Genomic DNA, 18,355 nt, shown 5'->3' with positions numbered 1-18,355 from the left:
CTGCGCAAGCTCCCACAGGTGCTGCATTGATCCTGCGAATCGTAGCAGGCTCAAATATAAGACGACCCCATCAAACACGATCCATGTCCCAAGTCCTCACCCTTCAGGCATTGATGCCCCTCCCCGCCTGCCTAAGATGGGCGCTACAGCCAGCCTGAACCGTGAGCCTCACATGACACCAACAAGAACCCTCTACGACAAGTACATCGACTCGCACACGGTGTGCACCCTCGACGATCAGGGCCATGTTCTGCTGTACATCGATCGTCAGGTGATCAACGAATACACCAGCCCCCAGGCCTTCAGCGGTCTGCGCGAGGCCGGGCGCAAGGTGTGGCGCCCTGAAACCGCGCTTGCCGTGGTCGATCACGTCAACCCCACCGCGCCTGCGCGAGTCGCTGCCATGGCCGATCCGGGTGGCGCGTTGCAGGTGTCCTACCTGGCCGACAACTGCGAAAAATTCGGCATCGAACTGTTCGACGTGCTCGACCAACGTCAGGGCATCGAACACGTGATCGCCCCCGAACAGGGCTTCATCCTGCCGGGCATGGTCATCGCCGCGGGCGACAGCCACACCACCACCTACGGCGCGCTGGGGGCATTCGGCTTTGGCATCGGCACCTCGGAAATCGAACACCTGCTGGCCTCGCAAACGCTGGTCTACAAACGCCTGAAAACCCTGCGGGTGACGGTCGATGGCGCGCTGTCGAGCGGCCTGACCTCCAAGGACGTGATCATGGCCCTGATCGGCAAGATCGGCGCGTCAGGCGCCACCGGCTACGCCATCGAATTCACCGGCTCGACCATCGCCGCCTTGAGCGTGGAAGCGCGCATGACCATCTGCAACATGGCCGTCGAAGCGGGTGCGCGAGGCGCCTTCATGGCCCCGGACGAGAAGGTCTTCGCCTACCTCAAGGACAAACCCCGCGCGCCAAAAGGCGAACTGTGGGAACAGGCCGTCGCGAAATGGAAACAGCTTTACAGCGATCCGGATGCCGTGTTCGACAAGGAAATCAACCTCGATTCCAGCGACCTGCAACCCATGGTCACCTGGGGCACCAGCCCCGATCAGGCCGCCGCGATCAATGGCAGCGTCCCGGACCCGGAGGCCATCGCCGACCCGATCCTGCGCCAAGACATGCGCCGCGCCCTCACCTACATGGGGCTGGAGGCGGGCATGCCGCTGAGCGACATCGTCATCAGCCACGCCTTCATCGGCTCCTGCACCAACGCGCGTATTGAAGACCTGCGGGAAGCCGCCAACGTGGTGCGCGGCAGACACGTGGCCGAGCACGTGCGGGCGATGATCGTCCCCGGCTCGACTGCCGTGCGCGATCAGGCCGAGGCCGAGGGGCTGGCGTCGATCTTTCGCGACGCGGGATTCGAATGGCGTCAGTCCGGCTGCTCGATGTGCCTGGCGATGAACGACGACGTGCTCGCTCCCGGCGACCGCTGCGCCTCCAGCACCAATCGCAATTTCGAAGGCCGTCAGGGCGCCGGTGCGCGCACCCACCTGATGAGCCCTGCCATGGTCGCCGCCGCTGCCATTACCGGTCATCTGGCCGACGTTCGCAGCCTGCAAGGGAGTTTCTAAAGATGCAGCCGTTCAACCAAGTCACCGGCAAGGCCGCGCCCATGCTGGCCGCCAACATCGACACCGACGTGATCATGCCCAAGCAGTTCCTCAAGGGCATCGACCGCGCGGGGCTGGATCGGGGTGTGTTCTTCGACCTGCGCTTCTTGCCTTCAGGCGCGCCGAACCCGGATTTCGTCCTCAACCAGCCCGGCTGGCAGGGCGCGAAATTCCTCGTGACGGGGCCCAACTTCGGCTGCGGATCGAGCCGCGAACACGCCGTCTGGGGGCTCAAGCAAATGGGTATTCAGGCGCTGATCGGCAGCAGCTTTGCAGGGATTTTCTACGACAACTGCCAGCGCAACGGCGTACTGACCATCGTGCTGGACGAGGCGCAGGTTCAGGCACTGGGTCGTGTGATCAGCCAGGCCGACAGCGCGCAGATCGCGGTCGACTTACCTGCCCAGGAGATTCGCCTGCAGGACGGGCGCGTGATGCCCTTCAACATCGATGAGCTAAGAAAGAACGCCCTGCTGCTGGGGCTGGATGCCATTGGCAGCACGCTGCAAAAGCGCGAGCAGATTCTGGCGTTCGAGCACAAGCACCTGGCGGAGAATCCGTGGCTCTCGTGAAAACCTGTTGACCCAACGCTTACCTACTGTGGGAGCGAATTCATCGCAAGACGGCGGTACATCCGACAGAGGTGTTTCAGGCATACCGGCCCCTTGCGAATGAATTCGCTCCCACAGATTCAGCATGCAGATCATGATCAGCGCGCTACAACGACAACCCCTGAAAATGCGCCTGCAAGAACTCCACACACACCCGCAATTTCCCTGAGTTGGCCAGGCGCGTCGGGTACACCGCCCAGACGTTGGCGCTTTCGGTGTACTCGGGCAGCACCTGCACCAGCCGGCCCTGCTCCAGAAACGGTTTGACGTCCCACAGCGAACGCTGCAGCACCCCTCGCCCGTCCAGCGCCCATTGCAGAACGATCTCGCCGCTGTTGGACGACAACGGCCCGCTCACGCGCACGCTCTCCTGCATGCCGTCGCGCTCGACATGCCAGATGCCAAAGGCGTTGTCGCGCTCCTTGAGTACCAGGCAATCGTGCTGCTCCAGCTCGATCAATTGTTGAGGCGTACCGCGTCGGACAAGGTAATCCGGCGCTGCGCACAGCACGCGACGATTGCTCACCAACTGACGCCCAATGTGCTGGCCGGGGATGTCGTCGCCCACGCGAATTTCCAGATCGAACCCTTCGCTGACGATATCGACCACGCGGTCGAACAGGTCCAGACGCACCTCCAGATCGGGGTAAGCCTCGGCCAGTTTCGAGATCGCGGGGGCGACATGATTGCGCCCGAATCCGAACGAGCTGCACAGGTGCAACTTGCCTCGGGGCGCGGAGTGGGCGTCGGACAGCTCATCGTGCAGCAGCTGAAAGTCTTCGAGAATCCGCACCGCCCAGCGCTGCACGCGCTCGCCATCCTCGGTCAACGCGACTTTGCGGCTGGTGCGATGCAACAGGCGGGTGGCCAGGGTCGATTCCAGGATCTGGATGCGCTTGCTGACGTAGGCGGGTGACAGCCCGAGTTCATCGGCGGCGGCGGCAAAACCGGCCTTGCGAATCACGGTGAGAAATACCCGCAGGTCTTCGGGCAGTGGCGCCACTTCTTTTTTTGAGGTCATGCGGCTTCTTTTTGTGAGGACGAAGGCAACAGCTGTAGCAGCGCGTTTGCCCGCGATGTGATTGTCCGTGCCAAAGGTGAGACTGACACGACGCCATCGCGGGCAGGCGCGCTCCTACGGTTCTGATCGCGCATAACAATAACATTCCTCGCAGCGCAATCGTTTCAAGACGTAAACATCGGCATATCTCTTTAGGTTCTAAAAATATGGAATTCAGTTCTTTTACGGAATAAATCGCAGCCTCTATAAATAGCCGACTTATTCCAAAAGCCACCGATTCCGCTCGAAGGATTTCTCATGGATGTTTTCTGGTTTCTACCGACCCACGGCGACGGCCATTTTCTGGGCACCACCAAGGGCGCACGCCCGGTCACGCTCAACTATTTGAAGCAAGTGGCGCAGGCCGCCGATGATCTGGGCTATCACGGCGTGCTGATCCCGACCGGCCGCTCTTGCGAAGACTCCTGGGTGATCGCTTCGGCACTGGTGCCATTGACCGAGCGCCTGCGTTATCTGGTGGCGATTCGTCCTGGCATCATCTCGCCGACCGTTTCGGCGCGCATGGCCGCAACGCTCGATCGCCTGTCTGGCGGGCGCTTGCTGATCAACGTGGTGACCGGTGGCGACCCTGACGAAAACCGCGGTGATGGCAGCTTCCTGGACCACAGCGAGCGCTACGAAGTCACCGACGAATTCCTGAAAATCTGGCGCCGAGTGTTGCAAGGCGAAGCTGTCGATTTCGAAGGCAAACACCTCAAGGTGCAGAACGCCAAGGCCCTGTACCCGCCGATCCAGAAGCCTTACCCGCCGCTGTACTTCGGGGGTTCGTCGCAGGCCGCTCACGAGCTGGCTGCCGAGCAGGTCGACGTGTACCTGACCTGGGGCGAACCGCCCGCCGCTGTTGCCGAAAAACTGGCGGACATCCGCGAACGCGCTGCCCGCAATGGCCGCACCGTGAAGTTTGGCATTCGTCTGCACGTGATCGTGCGCGAGACCAGCGAAGAGGCGTGGAAAGCCGCCGACACCCTGATCGAACACATCAGCGACGAAACCATCGCCGCCGCACAGAAGTCCTTCTCGCGCTTTGATTCCGAAGGCCAGCGCCGTATGGCCGCGCTGCATGACGGTCGTCGCGACAACCTGGAAATCGCGCCAAACCTGTGGGCCGGTGTCGGCCTGGTGCGCGGCGGCGCAGGCACGGCACTGGTGGGTAACCCGCAAGAAGTTGCAGCTCGCATCAAGGAATACGCGGACCTGGGCATCGAGAGCTTCATTTTCTCCGGCTACCCGCACCTGGAAGAGGCCTATCGCTTCGCCGAACTGGTGTTCCCGCTGCTGCCTGAGCCGTATCGCAGCCTGGCCGGTCGCGGCATCACCAACCTGACCGGCCCGTTCGGCGAAATGATCGCCAACGATTTGCCGCCGCAGAAGTAAGCCGTACCCCGCATGACCTGTAGGAGACGTCGGAGGTTACGACGGCAGCGATCGCGGTGTGTCAGACAACTCACCTGTCGATGACATACCGTTTCGTCCGATCGCGGCCCGCACCGTCGTAACCTCCGCAAGCTCCTACAGGGTATCCGGCGGCATTCGTACAAGGAGTCCCCCACATGACCGCCAGCGTTCCGTTTCAACCACAAGTGATCCCCATGCAGCTACTGACCCTACCGCCCTCACCGGCCCTGGCGACCTCGATCCGTGCCACGGCGCAGGTGTTCGAAGACCCCAAGTCCCAGGCCGTGCTGGCCCATGTGCAGCAGGTCGCGCCCAGTGACGCCAGCGTGCTGATCATCGGCGAAACCGGCACCGGCAAGGAGTTGGTGGCGCGTCATATCCACAATCTGAGCGCCCGTCGTCACCAGCCGTTCGTGGCGGTGAACTGCGGCGCGTTTTCTGAATCGCTGGTCGAGGCCGAGCTGTTCGGCCACGAAAAAGGCGCGTTCACCGGCGCCCTCACCGCCAAGGCCGGCTGGTTCGAAGAGGCCAACGGCGGCACACTGTTCCTTGACGAAATCGGCGATCTGCCGATGGCCATTCAGGTCAAATTGCTGCGGGTGCTGCAGGAGCGCGAAGTCGTGCGCCTGGGCTCGCGCAAAAGCACGCCGATCAACGTGCGTGTGCTGGCGGCGACCAACGTGCAGCTGGAACGCGCGATCAACGCCGGGCATTTTCGTGAAGACCTGTTCTATCGCCTGAACGTGGTCAATCTGGAGCTGAGCACCCTGCGCGAGCGGCCGGGCGACATCATGCCGCTGACCCGCCACTTCATCGAGGTCTACAGCCAGCGTCTGGGCTGCGGACCGATCCAGATCAGCAGCGACGCCGAACACAAGCTGCGCACCTACAGCTGGCCGGGCAACATTCGCGAGCTGGAAAACGTCATTCATCACACCCTGCTGATTTGCCGCAACGGCGTGATTCAGGCAAGCGATCTGCGCCTGTCCAACCTGCGTCTGGAGCGTCAGGAAGAGTCATCTGCGGTCGTGGACGATTCCACCGACGCACTGCTGACGCGAGCGTTCCAGAACCTGTTCGAAGAACAGGCCGGCGCGCTGCATGAGAAGGTCGAAGACGCCCTGCTGCGGGCTGCGTACCGCTTCAGCCACTACAACCAGGTACACACTGCGCAACTGCTGGGCCTGAGTCGCAACGTCATCCGCGCGCGGCTGATCAAGATCGGCGAGCTGGCGGTGAACAAGCGACGTCCCGGCGAGCAATTGCAGGGTGACCGCATGGTGCAGGTTTCGGTTTGAGAATGGGCCGCGATGTCAGCGCGGCCCGACGGTTTCACTCACCAACTCATAGGCGTTGAAGGTCATCGCCTTGGTCTGGTACGCGCGAATCAGCCCCCACAGATCCCCCTCCCCCTGCTCGGCATTTTCCACGGCCCGCTCGCAATAGGACTTTGACTTCCACAACACGTGGCTGAGCACGCGCTGGCGGTCCTCGCTGACGTGCACGCTGGCGCGGATAAAACCTGGGTAGGTGCGGGTAAAGCTTTCAAAGCGCTCGTTGAGGGCGGCAATCAGGCCCACCTCATGACGCGGATCGATGGTGAACTCGACAAACTGACTGAAAGGAAGGGTTGAGTCTTGTGACGTCATGAACGCTCTCCACAGATGACTGATGTCGCTGAACAGAATGCTGCATCCCTTGATCGCCAAGAACTACGTTTCTTGCGTCGTATTGCCTGTTGCGAACCGAGGCTGCGAAGGGTAAAACCTCCACTTAACTAGAGGTCAAGCACCATTTGGCAATCACTACGGTTTCGAAGGCACTTCATGACCATCCTTGACTCCTTGCATCTGGCCCGGGAACTGACCGTCGGCCAGCTCTCCGCACGCAGCGGCGTGGCCATCACCGCGCTGCGCTTCTACGAATCCAAAGGGTTGATCAGCAGCCAGCGCAATGCCGGCAATCAACGTCGCTATCCCCGCGATGTGCTGCGCCGGGTCGCCTTGATCAAGACCGCCCAGCGCCTGGGCATCCCGCTGGCGACCATTCAAGCCGCGCTGGACACTCTGCCCCAGGACCGCGCGCCTACGCTGGACGACTGGAACCGGCTGTCCGAATGCTGGAAAACCGACCTGGACGAACGCATCAACCGCCTCACCGCCCTGCGCGACCAACTCAATGGCTGCATCGGCTGCGGCTGCCTGTCCATGGAGGCCTGCCCGTTGCGCAACTGGGGCGACAGCCTGGGCGAAAACGGCGCCGGGCCACGCCTGCTGGATCAGGATTGAAGGTTCTGCGGGCTCACAAGTGTGCCGGCCAGCGCCCGGTCTTCCAGTGACAACTGCATCTGCTGCATCGCCTGATTAAGCTGGTTGGTGGCCTGAATCAGCGAGTTGGTCATGGCCGAAATCTCCAGCTGCAACTGACGAATCTTGCCTTCGCGAGCCCTGGGCGACAGCGAGCGGTCGCTCATGAACGCCTGCATGTCTTTCATGCGTTTGGCGATGCGTTCCTGGATCGAGCGAATCATCTTCAGCTGATCCTTGATGCGATCCGGCAGGTCGGTCGCGTCGATATCGGCGTCCTTCTTGCCGGTCTTCGCCGTCTTCTGCGCTTCGGGCGACAGCAACACCTCGACGCTCTGGCGCATCTGCTCGGCGGCCGTGGGCAGCTCACTGGCGTCCTCGACCACCTGCTGAGTCTTGGCAGCAGTCAGTTGCACCTGCGCTGCGGCATCGGCGGGGTTTCTGAAACTCAAGCTCAACATGAATGAATGCCTCCATAGCCTTGGCTGATCCTGTGACGCACCGGTGAAACCGCGCACGGTTTCACCGGGTCGATCTCTGGCTGTCGGCCCGTTCGGATAGCTCTTTAGGGTCAGGAGGCGAAATTGTGTCGGGGTCGACACAATCTTCGGAGGCGTTCGGGATCTGCGTTTCTGATTCTGCCCGGAGGGCGTAGGAGCCAACTGGAGCTACTGGAGCTGTGCGACAGTGGCGAATGCGGTGTGTCAGGCAAGACGCTTTCGCGGCCGTCGAACCTGCGACTGCTTCTACAGCGATTGGGGTGAGCCGAATTCTGGCGACCACCACCGAACCTGTAGGAGCTGCCGGGGTGGCGCTGCTACGCCCTCCGGGCAGAAGCCTTACGTTCAAATCTCATGAATCCTCACCAATCGCGCCGCCAAGGCCTTGGCCTGCAAGGCAACGTCGGTGACCGCCGTGCTTTCCCACCACTGGCCACGCAGCGGCGGGCCCATGGCGAACAGGCGCGCCGACACATCCCCGGCAGTATCCCTTACAGCGCCACCGGCATCGGCGGCAATGCCAAGGGCCAGGGGGCCTGGCTGGATCAGCCCGCGAGCCAGCAGTTGCCGAGGCAAGGCCTTGTCCACGCGACGCCAGTCGTACTGGATGCCAGTAGAATTGATCAGGGCCTCGCCACTGATCTCGGTGGGCTGATCCTCGCCGCGATAGCGAACGCGGATTCGCACCTGCCCCGCCTCGCGTTCCAGCACGTCTTGCAGTGAGGCAGCGTGAATGTTCAAGCGGCCTTCCTGCACCAGTCGATCAAGCAACCTGGCGCTGGGCGGCGGCGAGCGGTGATGATGGCTCTCCCACCAGGGCCGCACATGACGGACGAATTGGCGACGCTCGCGATCAGACGCCTGACTCCACAGGCGTGGGATATGCACCCGAACGGTATCCAGCGGCGCTTGCCAGTCGATACCCTCGGCAATGGCCTGGGCGCATTGCTCACGTAAAGCGCGTAGAAGCTGCCGGGTGCTGCGGATGCTGGGGTCGGCGGCGAGAAAATCCGGCCAAGCTGGCGGTTGACGGCGCACGTGAGGCAACAGCCCATGGCGGGAAAAAACGTCGATGGGGCCGCGGTGCCCAGCCTGCTCAAGGGACACCACGGCATCGACCATGGTCAGGCCCGAGCCGATGATCAGCACACGGCCTTGAGGGTCAAGGTGACGCATAGCCTCTACGTCCCATGGATCCACAGCGGCAGCGTTGAGGGCATTGGACTCGCGCTGAGGGGTGCGCGCGGCGGCGAACATGCCCGTGGCCAGCACGCCGAAGCGGCCGCTGAGTTTGCTGCTGTCGGCCAGGGTGATCAGAACGTCGGAAGGCTCGGTTTGCAGGTCGACGGCCTCGCCGTGCACATGCTCGACGGTCGAACCGTGTTGCGCGCCCACGGCCTGGGCCTCGGTCAGACGCTGCTGAACGTACAGCCCGAAAATCCCCCGAGGCGGGAACAGCTCGGCCACCGGCACGTGCTGTTCATCTGACTCCGGCCAGCCGCCGGCGGCGATGAAGTCGCCCAGCCAGCGGGTCAGATCGTCCGGGTCGTCCGGGTCGACGCTCATGCGCGCGGCATTGCCGTTGAGGGTGTGGCCCAGTTCGGTGGCGCTGTAGGCCTCGCCGCGTCCCAGCTCCGGGCGCGGCTCGATGATGACGATGCGCCGCTGTCCCGGCAGGCGCAGCAGTTGCACCGCCAGCAGGGTGCCACTGAGGCCGCCGCCGACGATCAGGACGTCTGCGTCAGTTGGGTTGTTCTCTGAGCTCATTATTCTTCGCCTTGTCTTCGCCACGATGGCGCGCACGCCTGATTATGGAGAGCGTGCGAATGGATTCAAACAGGACGTTGGTCGGCCCGTTCCGGTACGAAGGATGCAAGGCACGGAACATGCCGGGATTGGACGGGTTTGCTGGGTGAATAGCGGGCAAAGTGTTGATGGGGTGTTGCCTGAAAAACACTGACCGGGGATGGACCAAAAACATTGGCAATACCGCACGTCCCCTGTGGGAGCGAATTCATTCGCGAGACGTCGGAACATCCGGCAGAGAGGTGTCAGGTATACCGGCACCTCGCGAATGAATTCGCTCCCACAGGTCAGGGATACAGGCAGCCGCGAGGCTCACGACACCACATTCCTTACAAACCGCACCATGACCTCACCCTCATTGCGATAGGCATGGGGCCGGTGGCTGGCGAACATAAAGAATTCCCCCGCCGCGACCTGCCGGGTTTCATCCGGCAAAGACACGCTCAGATGCCCCTCGATCACGTACACCTGCTCGCTCCAGCCTTCAGGGTCGGCCTCGGACAGGTAGGCCTCCCCCGGCGCCAGGGAAAACTCCCACAGTTCCACCCCATGACGGGCCGACGCCTTGGCCAGCAACACCGCCTTGCTGCCCGGCTGCGTGCCGGCCCAGGCGAGTTCGTTGATGCGGCTGGCATCGGGCTCGTCTGGCGCCTGAATCAGATCGCTGAACGCCACGTCCAACGCCTCGGCGACACGATCGAGAGTCGCCAGGCTGACATTCTTCTCCCCCGCCTCGATGGCCACCAGCATGCGCCGACTGACGCCAGACTTTTCGGCCAGCGCCGTTTGACTCAAATCCGCTCCGTGGCGCAACCGCCGCACATTGAGGCTGACGTGCTGCAACACCGATGCGCGTTGTAAAGGGTCCTTGTGCACTTTGATATTCACTCCTGCGGCGTTGAGCGACACAGCATTTGTTTATGATCGCGTAGGAGCGCGCTTGCCCGCGATGGGGCATCACCAGACACAGCGTCTATCTGGGACTGCCTCAGCGTTATCGCGGGCAAGCGCGCTCCTACAGGCTATCCAGACCCCATCACCCCTTGCGCTTGATATCCAGCCGACGCAAATGGCAGGTCACTTCTTCGCGGTCGTGGTACAGCTGTTTGCAGCCGATGGACACCTTCACCCCTCGCGCCTTGAAACCTTCTTCGATGCGCTCCAGCAATCGCCGCACTTCGGCGTAACGCTGCTTCATCGGCAACTTGAGGTTGACCACGGCCTCGCGGCACAGCCCTTCACCGAGCCAGGTTTCGAGCAAGGCGGCATTTCGCGCAGGTTTCTCGACGATGTCGCACACCATCCAGTCCACGGTCTGACGCGGTTTGTAGGTAAAACCGTCGGCCATCAGGTGCTGCACCAGCCCGGTATCCATCAGGCTTTCGGCCATCGGCCCGTTATCGATAGCGGTCACCAGCATGCCGCGCCGGACCAGCTGATAGGTCCAGCCACCCGGCGCGGCCCCCAGATCGACACCGGTCATGTCGCCGGACAACCGCTCGTCCCACTGATCGCGAGGGATGAAGTGATGCCAGGCCTCTTCCAGCTTCAGGGTCGAACGGCTTGGCGCCTCACGGGGAAACTTCAGACGCGGGATGCCCATGGGCCACATTGCCGAGTTGTCGGCATCCGCCACACCGAGGAAGACCTCCCGGCCGCTTTTGAAGGTCAGCAGCAGACGCGGCAGGCAGGCGTTGTCCACCAGCTTGCCAGCCTTCTCCAGCGCCTTGCGCAGTGGACCTTCGAATTTGCGGCAGAAGGTCGAAAGCTCCTTGCCATCATTGGTGTCGACCACTTCCAGCCACAGGCTGCCGCAGGTGGCAAAACCGGCCATGTGCTCAAGGATGACGCTGATACGGTCGGTTTCCGGCAAGGCGACGAACACCCCCCGCGCCCACTGCCGAGGGAAAATCAGATCGGCGAAACGCAGGCCGGTCATCAAGCGCTCGGCGCCGTCCGGGTCGGTGCAGACGAACTCGGCGCAAGCCGTATCCGCCTTGGCCTTGGCATAACCGGACACGCCCAGCTGCGCGGCGTGCTCACTGATTTCCGAGCAGACTTCGCTTTCGAAACCGGGACGGCAATGCATGAAAAGGGTGTTCACGGGGTGTTCTCCACGGCGCGTCGGTGAGAATTCCCACGCAACCTATACTTGAGGATTAGCCTCAATGACTCGAAAGCCGCGCATGATAGCGGAATCAGGAACCACTGGCGCAGGCCAACGGTCCAGTACTACTCAATGACCATTTGAAAGCCGCCAATCAGAGGGCTGGAACAGATCGTCTTACCGTTTTGTGTGATACGCCCGTCCGTACCGTGCGGACTCGTCAAGGAGTTAGTTCATGCCCTCCCTCGATAGCCTGAAAAGCCTCAAGACACTCGACGTTGGCAACAAGACTTACCACTATTTCAGCCTGCCCGACGCGGCCAAAACACTGGGTGATCTGGACAGACTGCCCATGTCGCTCAAGGTATTGCTGGAAAACCTGTTGCGCTGGGAAGACAACCAGACCGTCACCTTTGAGGACTTCAAATCCCTGGCCGCCTGGCTCACCGAACGCAAATCCGACCGGGAAATCCAGTACCGCCCGGCCCGCGTACTGATGCAGGACTTCACCGGCGTACCCGCCGTGGTCGACCTGGCCGCCATGCGCGCCGCCGTGGCCAAGGCCGGGGGCGATCCGCAGCGCATCAACCCGCTGTCGCCGGTGGACCTGGTCATCGACCACTCAGTGATGGTCGACAAATTCGGCGATCAACAGGCTTTCGGCGAGAACGTCGACATCGAAATGCAGCGCAACGGCGAGCGCTACGCCTTCCTGCGCTGGGGCCAGAGTGCGTTCGACAACTTCAGCGTGGTGCCGCCGGGCACCGGCATCTGCCACCAGGTCAACCTCGAATACCTGGGCCGCACGGTGTGGACCAAGGAAGAAGACGGCCGCACTTACGCCTTTCCGGATACGCTGGTCGGTACCGATTCCCACACCACCATGATCAACGGTCTTGGCGTTTTGGGCTGGGGCGTGGGCGGGATCGAAGCCGAAGCGGCCATGCTCGGCCAGCCGGTGTCGATGCTGATCCCTGAAGTCATCGGCTTCAAACTCACCGGCAAGCTCAAGGAAGGCATTACCGCCACGGACCTGGTGCTGACCGTGACCCAAATGCTGCGCAAGAAAGGCGTGGTCGGCAAGTTCGTCGAGTTCTACGGCGACGGCCTGGCCGACCTGCCCCTGGCCGACCGCGCGACCATTGCCAACATGGCCCCGGAATACGGCGCCACCTGTGGGTTCTTCCCGGTGGACGACGTGACCCTGGAATACCTGCGCCTGTCGGGCCGTCCGGATGACACCGTCAAGCTGGTCGAGGCCTATAGCAAAGCCCAGGGCCTGTGGCGTCTGCCCGGTCAGGAGCCCGTGTTCACCGATGCACTGGAGCTGGACATGGGTTCGGTGGTCGCCAGCCTCGCGGGGCCGAAACGACCGCAGGATCGGGTCGCGTTGCCGGATGTTTCCCAGGCGTTCAGCGATTTCCTCGGCCTGGCCCTGAAACCGACCAAACACGAGGAAGGCCGTCTGGAAAGCGAAGGCGGCGGTGGCGTGGCGGTGGGCAACGCCGATCAGGTCGGTGAAGCCGAATACGAATACCAAGGCAACACCTATCGCCTGAAAAACGGCGCGGTGGTCATCGCCGCGATCACCTCTTGCACCAACACGTCGAACCCCAGCGTAATGATGGCCGCCGGCCTGCTGGCGAAAAAAGCCGTGGAAAAGGGTCTGCAACGCAAACCGTGGGTCAAGAGTTCGTTGGCGCCTGGCTCCAAAGTGGTGACCGACTACTACAAAGCCGCGGGCCTGACCGAATACCTCGACACCTTGGGATTCGATCTGGTGGGTTACGGCTGCACGACCTGCATCGGTAACTCGGGCCCCCTGCCCGACCCGATCGAAAAAGCCATTCAACAATCGGACCTGACCGTCGCCTCGGTGCTGTCCGGCAATCGCAACTTCGAAGGCCGCGTTCATCCACTGGTAAAGACCAACTGGCTGGCCTCTCCTCCGCTGGTCGTCGCCTACGCGCTGGCAGGCACGGTGCGGATCGACCTGAGCAGCGAACCGTTGGGCGAAGGCGGCGACGGTCAGCCGGTTTACCTGCGCGATATCTGGCCGACCCAGAAGGAAATCGCCGACGCCGTGCTCAACGTCAGCACCGGCATGTTCCATAAGGAATACGCCGAAGTGTTCGCCGGGGACGCCCAGTGGCAGGCGATCGAGGTCTCCAAAGACCCGACCTACGTCTGGCAGGACGACTCGACCTACATTCAGCATCCGCCATTTTTCGAGGACGTGGCCGGGCCATTACCGGTAATCGCCGACGTGCAGAAGGCGCGGGTGCTGGCGATCCTGGGCGACTCCGTGACCACCGACCACATCTCGCCGGCCGGCAACATCAAGGCCGACAGCCCGGCTGGCCGCTACCTGCGCGGCAAAGGCGTGGAGCCCAAGGACTTCAACTCCTATGGCTCGCGCCGCGGCAACCACGAAGTGATGATGCGCGGCACCTTCGCCAACATCCGCATTCGTAACGAAATGCTCGGTAACGAAGAAGGCGGTTACACCCTGCACGTACCGACCGACGAGAAGCTGCCGATCTACGACGCCGCCATGCGCTATCAGCAGGAAGGCACGCCGCTGGTGGTCATTGCCGGTCAGGAATACGGCACCGGCTCGAGCCGTGACTGGGCGGCCAAGGGCACCAATCTGCTGGGCGTGAAAGCCGTCATCGCCGAGAGCTTCGAGCGCATTCACCGCTCGAACCTGGTGGGCATGGGCGTGCTGCCGTTGCAGTTCAAGAACGGCCAGAGCCGCAAGACCCTTGAGTTGACCGGCAAAGAGGTGCTGAACATCAGCGGCCTGACTGGCGCGACGCTGCAACCGGGCATGAGCCTGACCTTGCGGATCACCCGTGAGAACGGCCAGCAGGAAGACGTCGACGTGCTGTGCCGGATCGACACCCTGAACGAGGTCGAATACTTCAAGGCCGGAGGGATTCTGCACTACGTGCTGCGGCAGTTGATTGCCTCGTGAGGTGGTGGCTCCGTCGACCGCCGCCTCTGTAGGAGCGCGCTTGCCCGCGATGGCGTTTCGTCAGCCTTACCCGGTTGCCGATCCTCCCTCCTCGCGGGCAAGCGCGCCCCTACGCACTGAGTCCAGGAAACGCCCTACGTCATCATGCGACTCCCCCGCGCCATTTCCGGAAAACTTTCATCCCGATCCCACATGCGCGCGCGTTTAATCAACGTTAAAATCGCCGACCTTATCCGACACTCAAGGACGACATCATGTCGGCGTTGCGCTGGAGCACGCTCACGCTGCTGGCCCTGGGCTACTGCATCGCGCTGGTGTATGGCCAGCTGAGCCTTCCCGTGGTGGTCACCTTCGGCCTGTTGGTCATGGCGGGCATCTGCGTCAGTCATTTCCTACACCGGGCGGTGCGCACGCTCGGTCACGCCTTGTTCATCGCCCTGGCCATGGGGCTGGCCAGTCACTGGCTACCCGGCTTTTTCAGCGCCAGAGTCATCACCGCCGTGCGCTTCACGCCCGAAGCCGCCCCCTTCTCTATGTACCTGGACCTCGACAAACCGCTGATCGGTCTCTGGATCGTGCTGGCTTGCCCCTGGGTGTTCGGCGCCCTTGCACTGCGTCGCACGCTGATTACCAGCAGCCTGACGCTGACGCTGACTACCGGAGTGTGCCTGGCCACCGCAGTGGGCATGGGGTTGATCGGCTGGGCACCGAAATGGCCTGATCAGGGCGGCATCTGGGTGCTCAACAACCTGTTGCTGGTCACCCTCACCCAGGAGCTGCTGTTTCGCGGCTACATCCAGGGCGGTCTGGCCCGCCTGCTGCACCGCGTGCCTTATCAGCAGACCCTCGCCCTGATCATCGCCTCTGCCCTGTTTGGCCTTGCACATTTTGGCGCGGGCTGGCAGTGGATGGTGCTGGCGGGCATGGCCGGGGTTGGCTATGGCATCGCCTACCGGTTCGGCGGGCTGCCGGCAGCGGTCATCACCCATTTCGGGCTCAATCTCGCGCATTTGAGCCTGTTCACCTATCCCATGTTCGACCGCTGAACACTGAGCTGCGGCAATGCGCCCCATGACGCAGTTCACAAAACGCTCAATGTTGCGCGTCCCCCGCCGATACCCCATCAAAGCCTTCCCGGATTGAACAGCTTATGCGCAATAACCAGCCCATCACCCAACGCGAACGGACTTTCCCGGCGCAGCAACGGTTGATTTCCACCACCGATGCCCGCGGCGTGATCACCTACTGCAACGACGCGTTCGTCGAGATCAGTGGTTTTTCCCACGAGGAACTGATCAAGGCGCCCCATAACACCGTTCGCCATCCCGACGTGCCGTCGGCGGTGTTCGAACACATGTGGAGCACCCTCAAGCAGGGGCTGCCGTGGATGGGCATCGTCAAGAACCGCTGCAAAAACGGCGACCATTACTGGGTCAACGCCTATGTCACGCCCATCTTCGAGGGCAAACAGGTGGTCGGCTTCGAGTCGGTGCGGATCAAACCCACCGCCGAGCAGATCCGCCGCGCCGAAGGGCTCTATCAACGCCTGAACAGCGGCAAATCCGCCGTGCCGAGCCGCGACAAGTGGCTGCCGGTGCTGCAGGACTGGCTGCCGTTTATCCTCGTCAGCCAGCTGAGCTTTCTGATCGGCGTCTGGCTCAACTCCTACTGGGGCTTCGCACTGGCCGCCGCACTGGCGGTGCCGCTGGGCCTGCTGGGCCTGAGCTGGCAGCAGCGCGGCATCAAGCGTCTGCTGCGCCTGGCCGAACAGACCACCTCCGACCCGCTGATCGCGCAGATGTACACCGACAGTCGCGGCGCTCAGGCACGTTTGGAGATGTCCATCCTCAGCCAGGAAGCGCGTCTGAAGACCTGCCTCACCCGTTTGCAGGACACCGCCGAACACCTGAACGCCCAGGCTACGCAGTCCGACAGACTGGCACAGGCCAGTTCCAAGGGCCTGGAACGCCAGCGCGTGGAAACCGAACAGGTCGCCACCGCCATCAACCAGATGGCCTCGACCACCCAAGAAGTCGCCAGCCACGTGCAGCGCACCGCCGACGCCACCCAACAGGCGAACGAGCTGACCCGTCGTGGCCGCGACATCGCCAGCGAAACCCGCGAGGCCATTCAGCGACTGTCGGCTTCAGTGGGCGAGACCGGCCTGACTGTCACGCAGCTGGCCAAAGACAGCGATGAAATCGGCGGCGTGGTCGACGTCATCAAAGGCATCGCCGACCAGACCAACCTGCTGGCCCTGAACGCCGCCATCGAAGCGGCACGGGCCGGAGAAATGGGCCGTGGTTTCGCCGTGGTCGCCGACGAAGTTCGCCAATTGGCGCAGCGCACCACCGAATCCACCGGGCAGATCCACTCGCTCATCGCCAAACTGCAAAGCACCGCCAACAACGCGGTGCAGACCATGGAAACCGGCCGTCGCCAGGCTGAAGAAGGCGTCGAGCAAGTGATGGAAGCCGACAAAGCGCTGGTGGGCATCAGCGATGCCGTGGCCAACATCACCGACATGACCACCCAGATTGCCGCCGCTACCGAAGAGCAAAGCTCGGTCGCCGAGGAAGTCAGCCGCAACATCAGCACCATCGCCCACCTGGCCGACCAGACCTCCGACGAAGCCCGCCGCTCCGCGACCCTCAGCGCCGAGCTCACCAACACGGCGCACAGCCAGTACTCGCTGGTGGAGCGGTTCAACCGCTAACACCCTGCGCTTTTAATCAACAGCCTCGACGGGCAACTGTCGGGGCTTTTTTTATTGCCTGTAAAAGTAGGACATTTCTGAAGTTTGCAGTTTTTGCCGATTAGCGGCGGATGACAGATTGACAGAAAAACAAGATCACTATTAGTTGAAGTTCAGATCAGCGATATATATGTACCACCATGAGGTGGATTTCGCTGATCTAGACCAGTCAATTATTTGAGCACCCACCTTCAGGTGAGGAATGGCCAACTGCAATTTACAAACAGTGCCGCTGCTCGCAAAAACATGAACAGGATGACCACCATGACTTTGAAACAGCTAATTGCACCAGAGATCCCAGCAGCAGAGTGCGACGGCCTCATTACTATCAGCAAGCTTGAGGACGATATTGTTGTCCACTTAGAGACTTGGAAGTTCTCGCATCCAGCGGATACCTATCAGCTCCTGCTGAATGGCCAATTGATCGGAACAGCCCAGCCCCTCCCCAGCCCAGTTCCACCCGTCGGGTCAGAGCTGACACTGATGCTGGCCAAGGAAGAGCTTTCCAAAGACGGCGTTTATGAGGTGGCTTATCGAGCGACAAATGTCTTGGGAGAAGTGTTCGCAGACTCTTCCCCGACTCGAATCAGGGTCGACCGCACCCCGCCCGGCGCCGCCCTCCTGGCTCCACTGATCCTCAACACCACTCCCGGCAACCACCTGTCCGCTCTTCTCCCCGGCTACGCCGGCATGGAACCCGGTGATACCATCCAGACCCTGTGCAACGGCCACCCCGGCCCCACGCACATCGTGCAGCCCGATGAACTGACCCTGCGCCCGATCGAAATCGTTTTTGAACGCGAAGTCATGCAGCGACTTGCAGCCGACAACGTGGCGATTTCCTACACGGTCACCGACCGAGCGGGCAACCTGTCGATCGAATCGCTGCCCGTTACCCTCTCACTGAATATGTAACAGCATAATTTCGCTATTCATTCGCATCTTCAACCCTCAGACCTCTATGCATATGCATGGAGGTTCTGAGTCGAAAACGGGATTCGAGAACAGTTCTGAATTATTTTTTCTCGCTTATTTCCGTTTTTCCTACATCCCTTTGGGCAGGGTCCTGATTGAAAATAATTTTTTATTCGGTTCGTTAAAAAAACAAACTTTCAAACCTCCAACAAAACTAGGAAAACAGCGTGAAACACACATATCAGTGCGAACTTCAAGGGTGATGTTTT

General features: G+C 61.7%; 15 protein-coding genes. 9 read left to right on the top strand and 6 right to left on the bottom strand.

Translation table 11 applies throughout. The features are described from left to right. The first annotated feature begins 172 nt into the window (after window positions 1-172). Window positions 173-1,594, top strand: a complete 1,422-nt coding sequence (leuC, locus tag AC07V9_RS22610; RefSeq protein WP_495017860.1) for a 3-isopropylmalate dehydratase large subunit — start codon at window positions 173-175, stop codon at window positions 1,592-1,594. Between the two features lie 2 nt (window positions 1,595-1,596). After that, entirely contained in the window at window positions 1,597-2,205 is a 609-nt protein-coding gene (gene leuD, locus AC07V9_RS22605) for a 3-isopropylmalate dehydratase small subunit (RefSeq protein ID WP_495017859.1), read from the top strand. A gap of 145 nt (window positions 2,206-2,350) precedes the next feature. Here the strand turns inward: leuD and AC07V9_RS22600 are convergent, their stop codons facing one another. After that, window positions 2,351-3,265: a LysR substrate-binding domain-containing protein gene (locus AC07V9_RS22600; protein WP_495017858.1), complete on the bottom strand. Its 915-nt coding sequence runs from the start codon at window positions 3,263-3,265 to the stop codon at window positions 2,351-2,353. 297 nt (window positions 3,266-3,562) lie between these two features. Here AC07V9_RS22600 and ssuD point away from each other — a divergent pair, with 297 nt between their 5' ends. Both ssuD and AC07V9_RS22590 read left to right on the top strand, forming a co-directional pair. Beyond that, entirely contained in the window at window positions 3,563-4,699 is a 1,137-nt protein-coding gene (gene ssuD, locus AC07V9_RS22595; protein WP_495017857.1) for an FMNH2-dependent alkanesulfonate monooxygenase, read from the top strand. 215 nt (window positions 4,700-4,914) lie between these two features. Further along, window positions 4,915-6,018 carry a sigma-54 interaction domain-containing protein gene (locus tag AC07V9_RS22590; protein WP_495017877.1) on the top strand — a complete coding sequence of 368 codons (1,104 nt, stop codon included), beginning with the start codon at window positions 4,915-4,917 and terminating at the stop codon, window positions 6,016-6,018. A gap of 15 nt (window positions 6,019-6,033) precedes the next feature. Here the strand turns inward: AC07V9_RS22590 and AC07V9_RS22585 are convergent, their stop codons facing one another. After that, window positions 6,034-6,369: an antibiotic biosynthesis monooxygenase gene (locus tag AC07V9_RS22585; RefSeq protein ID WP_495017856.1), complete on the bottom strand. Its 336-nt coding sequence runs from the start codon at window positions 6,367-6,369 to the stop codon at window positions 6,034-6,036. Between the two features lie 177 nt (window positions 6,370-6,546). Between AC07V9_RS22585 and soxR the strand changes: the two genes are divergently transcribed. Next, entirely contained in the window at window positions 6,547-7,008 is a 462-nt protein-coding gene (gene soxR / locus AC07V9_RS22580; protein WP_495017855.1) for a redox-sensitive transcriptional activator SoxR, read from the top strand. On the opposite strand, the gene AC07V9_RS22575 is transcribed toward soxR, so the two are convergent. The 4 genes from AC07V9_RS22575 to rlmM form a co-directional block, all read right to left on the bottom strand. Further along, window positions 6,999-7,487, bottom strand: a complete 489-nt coding sequence (locus AC07V9_RS22575) for a hypothetical protein (protein ID WP_495017854.1) — start codon at window positions 7,485-7,487, stop codon at window positions 6,999-7,001. The genes soxR and AC07V9_RS22575 overlap by 10 nt on opposite strands. 384 nt (window positions 7,488-7,871) lie before the next feature. After that, on the bottom strand, window positions 7,872-9,293 hold the full coding sequence (locus tag AC07V9_RS22570) for an FAD/NAD(P)-binding protein (RefSeq protein ID WP_495017853.1): 1,422 nt from the start codon (window positions 9,291-9,293) through the stop codon (window positions 7,872-7,874). A gap of 351 nt (window positions 9,294-9,644) precedes the next feature. Continuing rightward, window positions 9,645-10,208: a helix-turn-helix domain-containing protein gene (locus tag AC07V9_RS22565; RefSeq protein WP_495017852.1), complete on the bottom strand. Its 564-nt coding sequence runs from the start codon at window positions 10,206-10,208 to the stop codon at window positions 9,645-9,647. A gap of 160 nt (window positions 10,209-10,368) precedes the next feature. Beyond that, entirely contained in the window at window positions 10,369-11,436 is a 1,068-nt protein-coding gene (gene rlmM / locus AC07V9_RS22560; RefSeq protein ID WP_495017851.1) for a 23S rRNA (cytidine(2498)-2'-O)-methyltransferase RlmM, read from the bottom strand. Window positions 11,437-11,674: 238 nt separating this feature from the next. Between rlmM and acnA the strand changes: the two genes are divergently transcribed. The 4 genes from acnA to AC07V9_RS22540 all read left to right on the top strand — a co-directional run bounded on the left by acnA (window position 11,675) and on the right by AC07V9_RS22540 (window position 18,086). Continuing rightward, the gene (gene acnA, locus AC07V9_RS22555; protein ID WP_495017850.1) at window positions 11,675-14,416 is read left to right on the top strand and encodes an aconitate hydratase AcnA; all 2,742 of its coding nucleotides are present in this window, start codon (window positions 11,675-11,677) and stop codon (window positions 14,414-14,416) included. A gap of 254 nt (window positions 14,417-14,670) precedes the next feature. Next, complete coding sequence (locus AC07V9_RS22550) at window positions 14,671-15,462, top strand: CPBP family intramembrane glutamic endopeptidase (protein WP_495017849.1); 792 nt, start codon at window positions 14,671-14,673, stop codon at window positions 15,460-15,462. 104 nt (window positions 15,463-15,566) lie between these two features. Continuing rightward, window positions 15,567-17,132, top strand: coding sequence for a methyl-accepting chemotaxis protein (locus AC07V9_RS22545; RefSeq protein ID WP_495017848.1), 1,566 nt, complete (start codon window positions 15,567-15,569; stop codon window positions 17,130-17,132). Between the two features lie 303 nt (window positions 17,133-17,435). Continuing rightward, window positions 17,436-18,086: a hypothetical protein gene (locus AC07V9_RS22540; protein WP_495017847.1), complete on the top strand. Its 651-nt coding sequence runs from the start codon at window positions 17,436-17,438 to the stop codon at window positions 18,084-18,086. The last annotated feature ends 269 nt before the right edge of the window (window positions 18,087-18,355 follow it).

The organism is Pseudomonas sp. GW821-FHT02A11, assembly GCF_059421985.1.
Note: the sequence above shows the minus strand (reverse complement) of the source record. Positions and strands in the feature narration are given on the sequence as shown.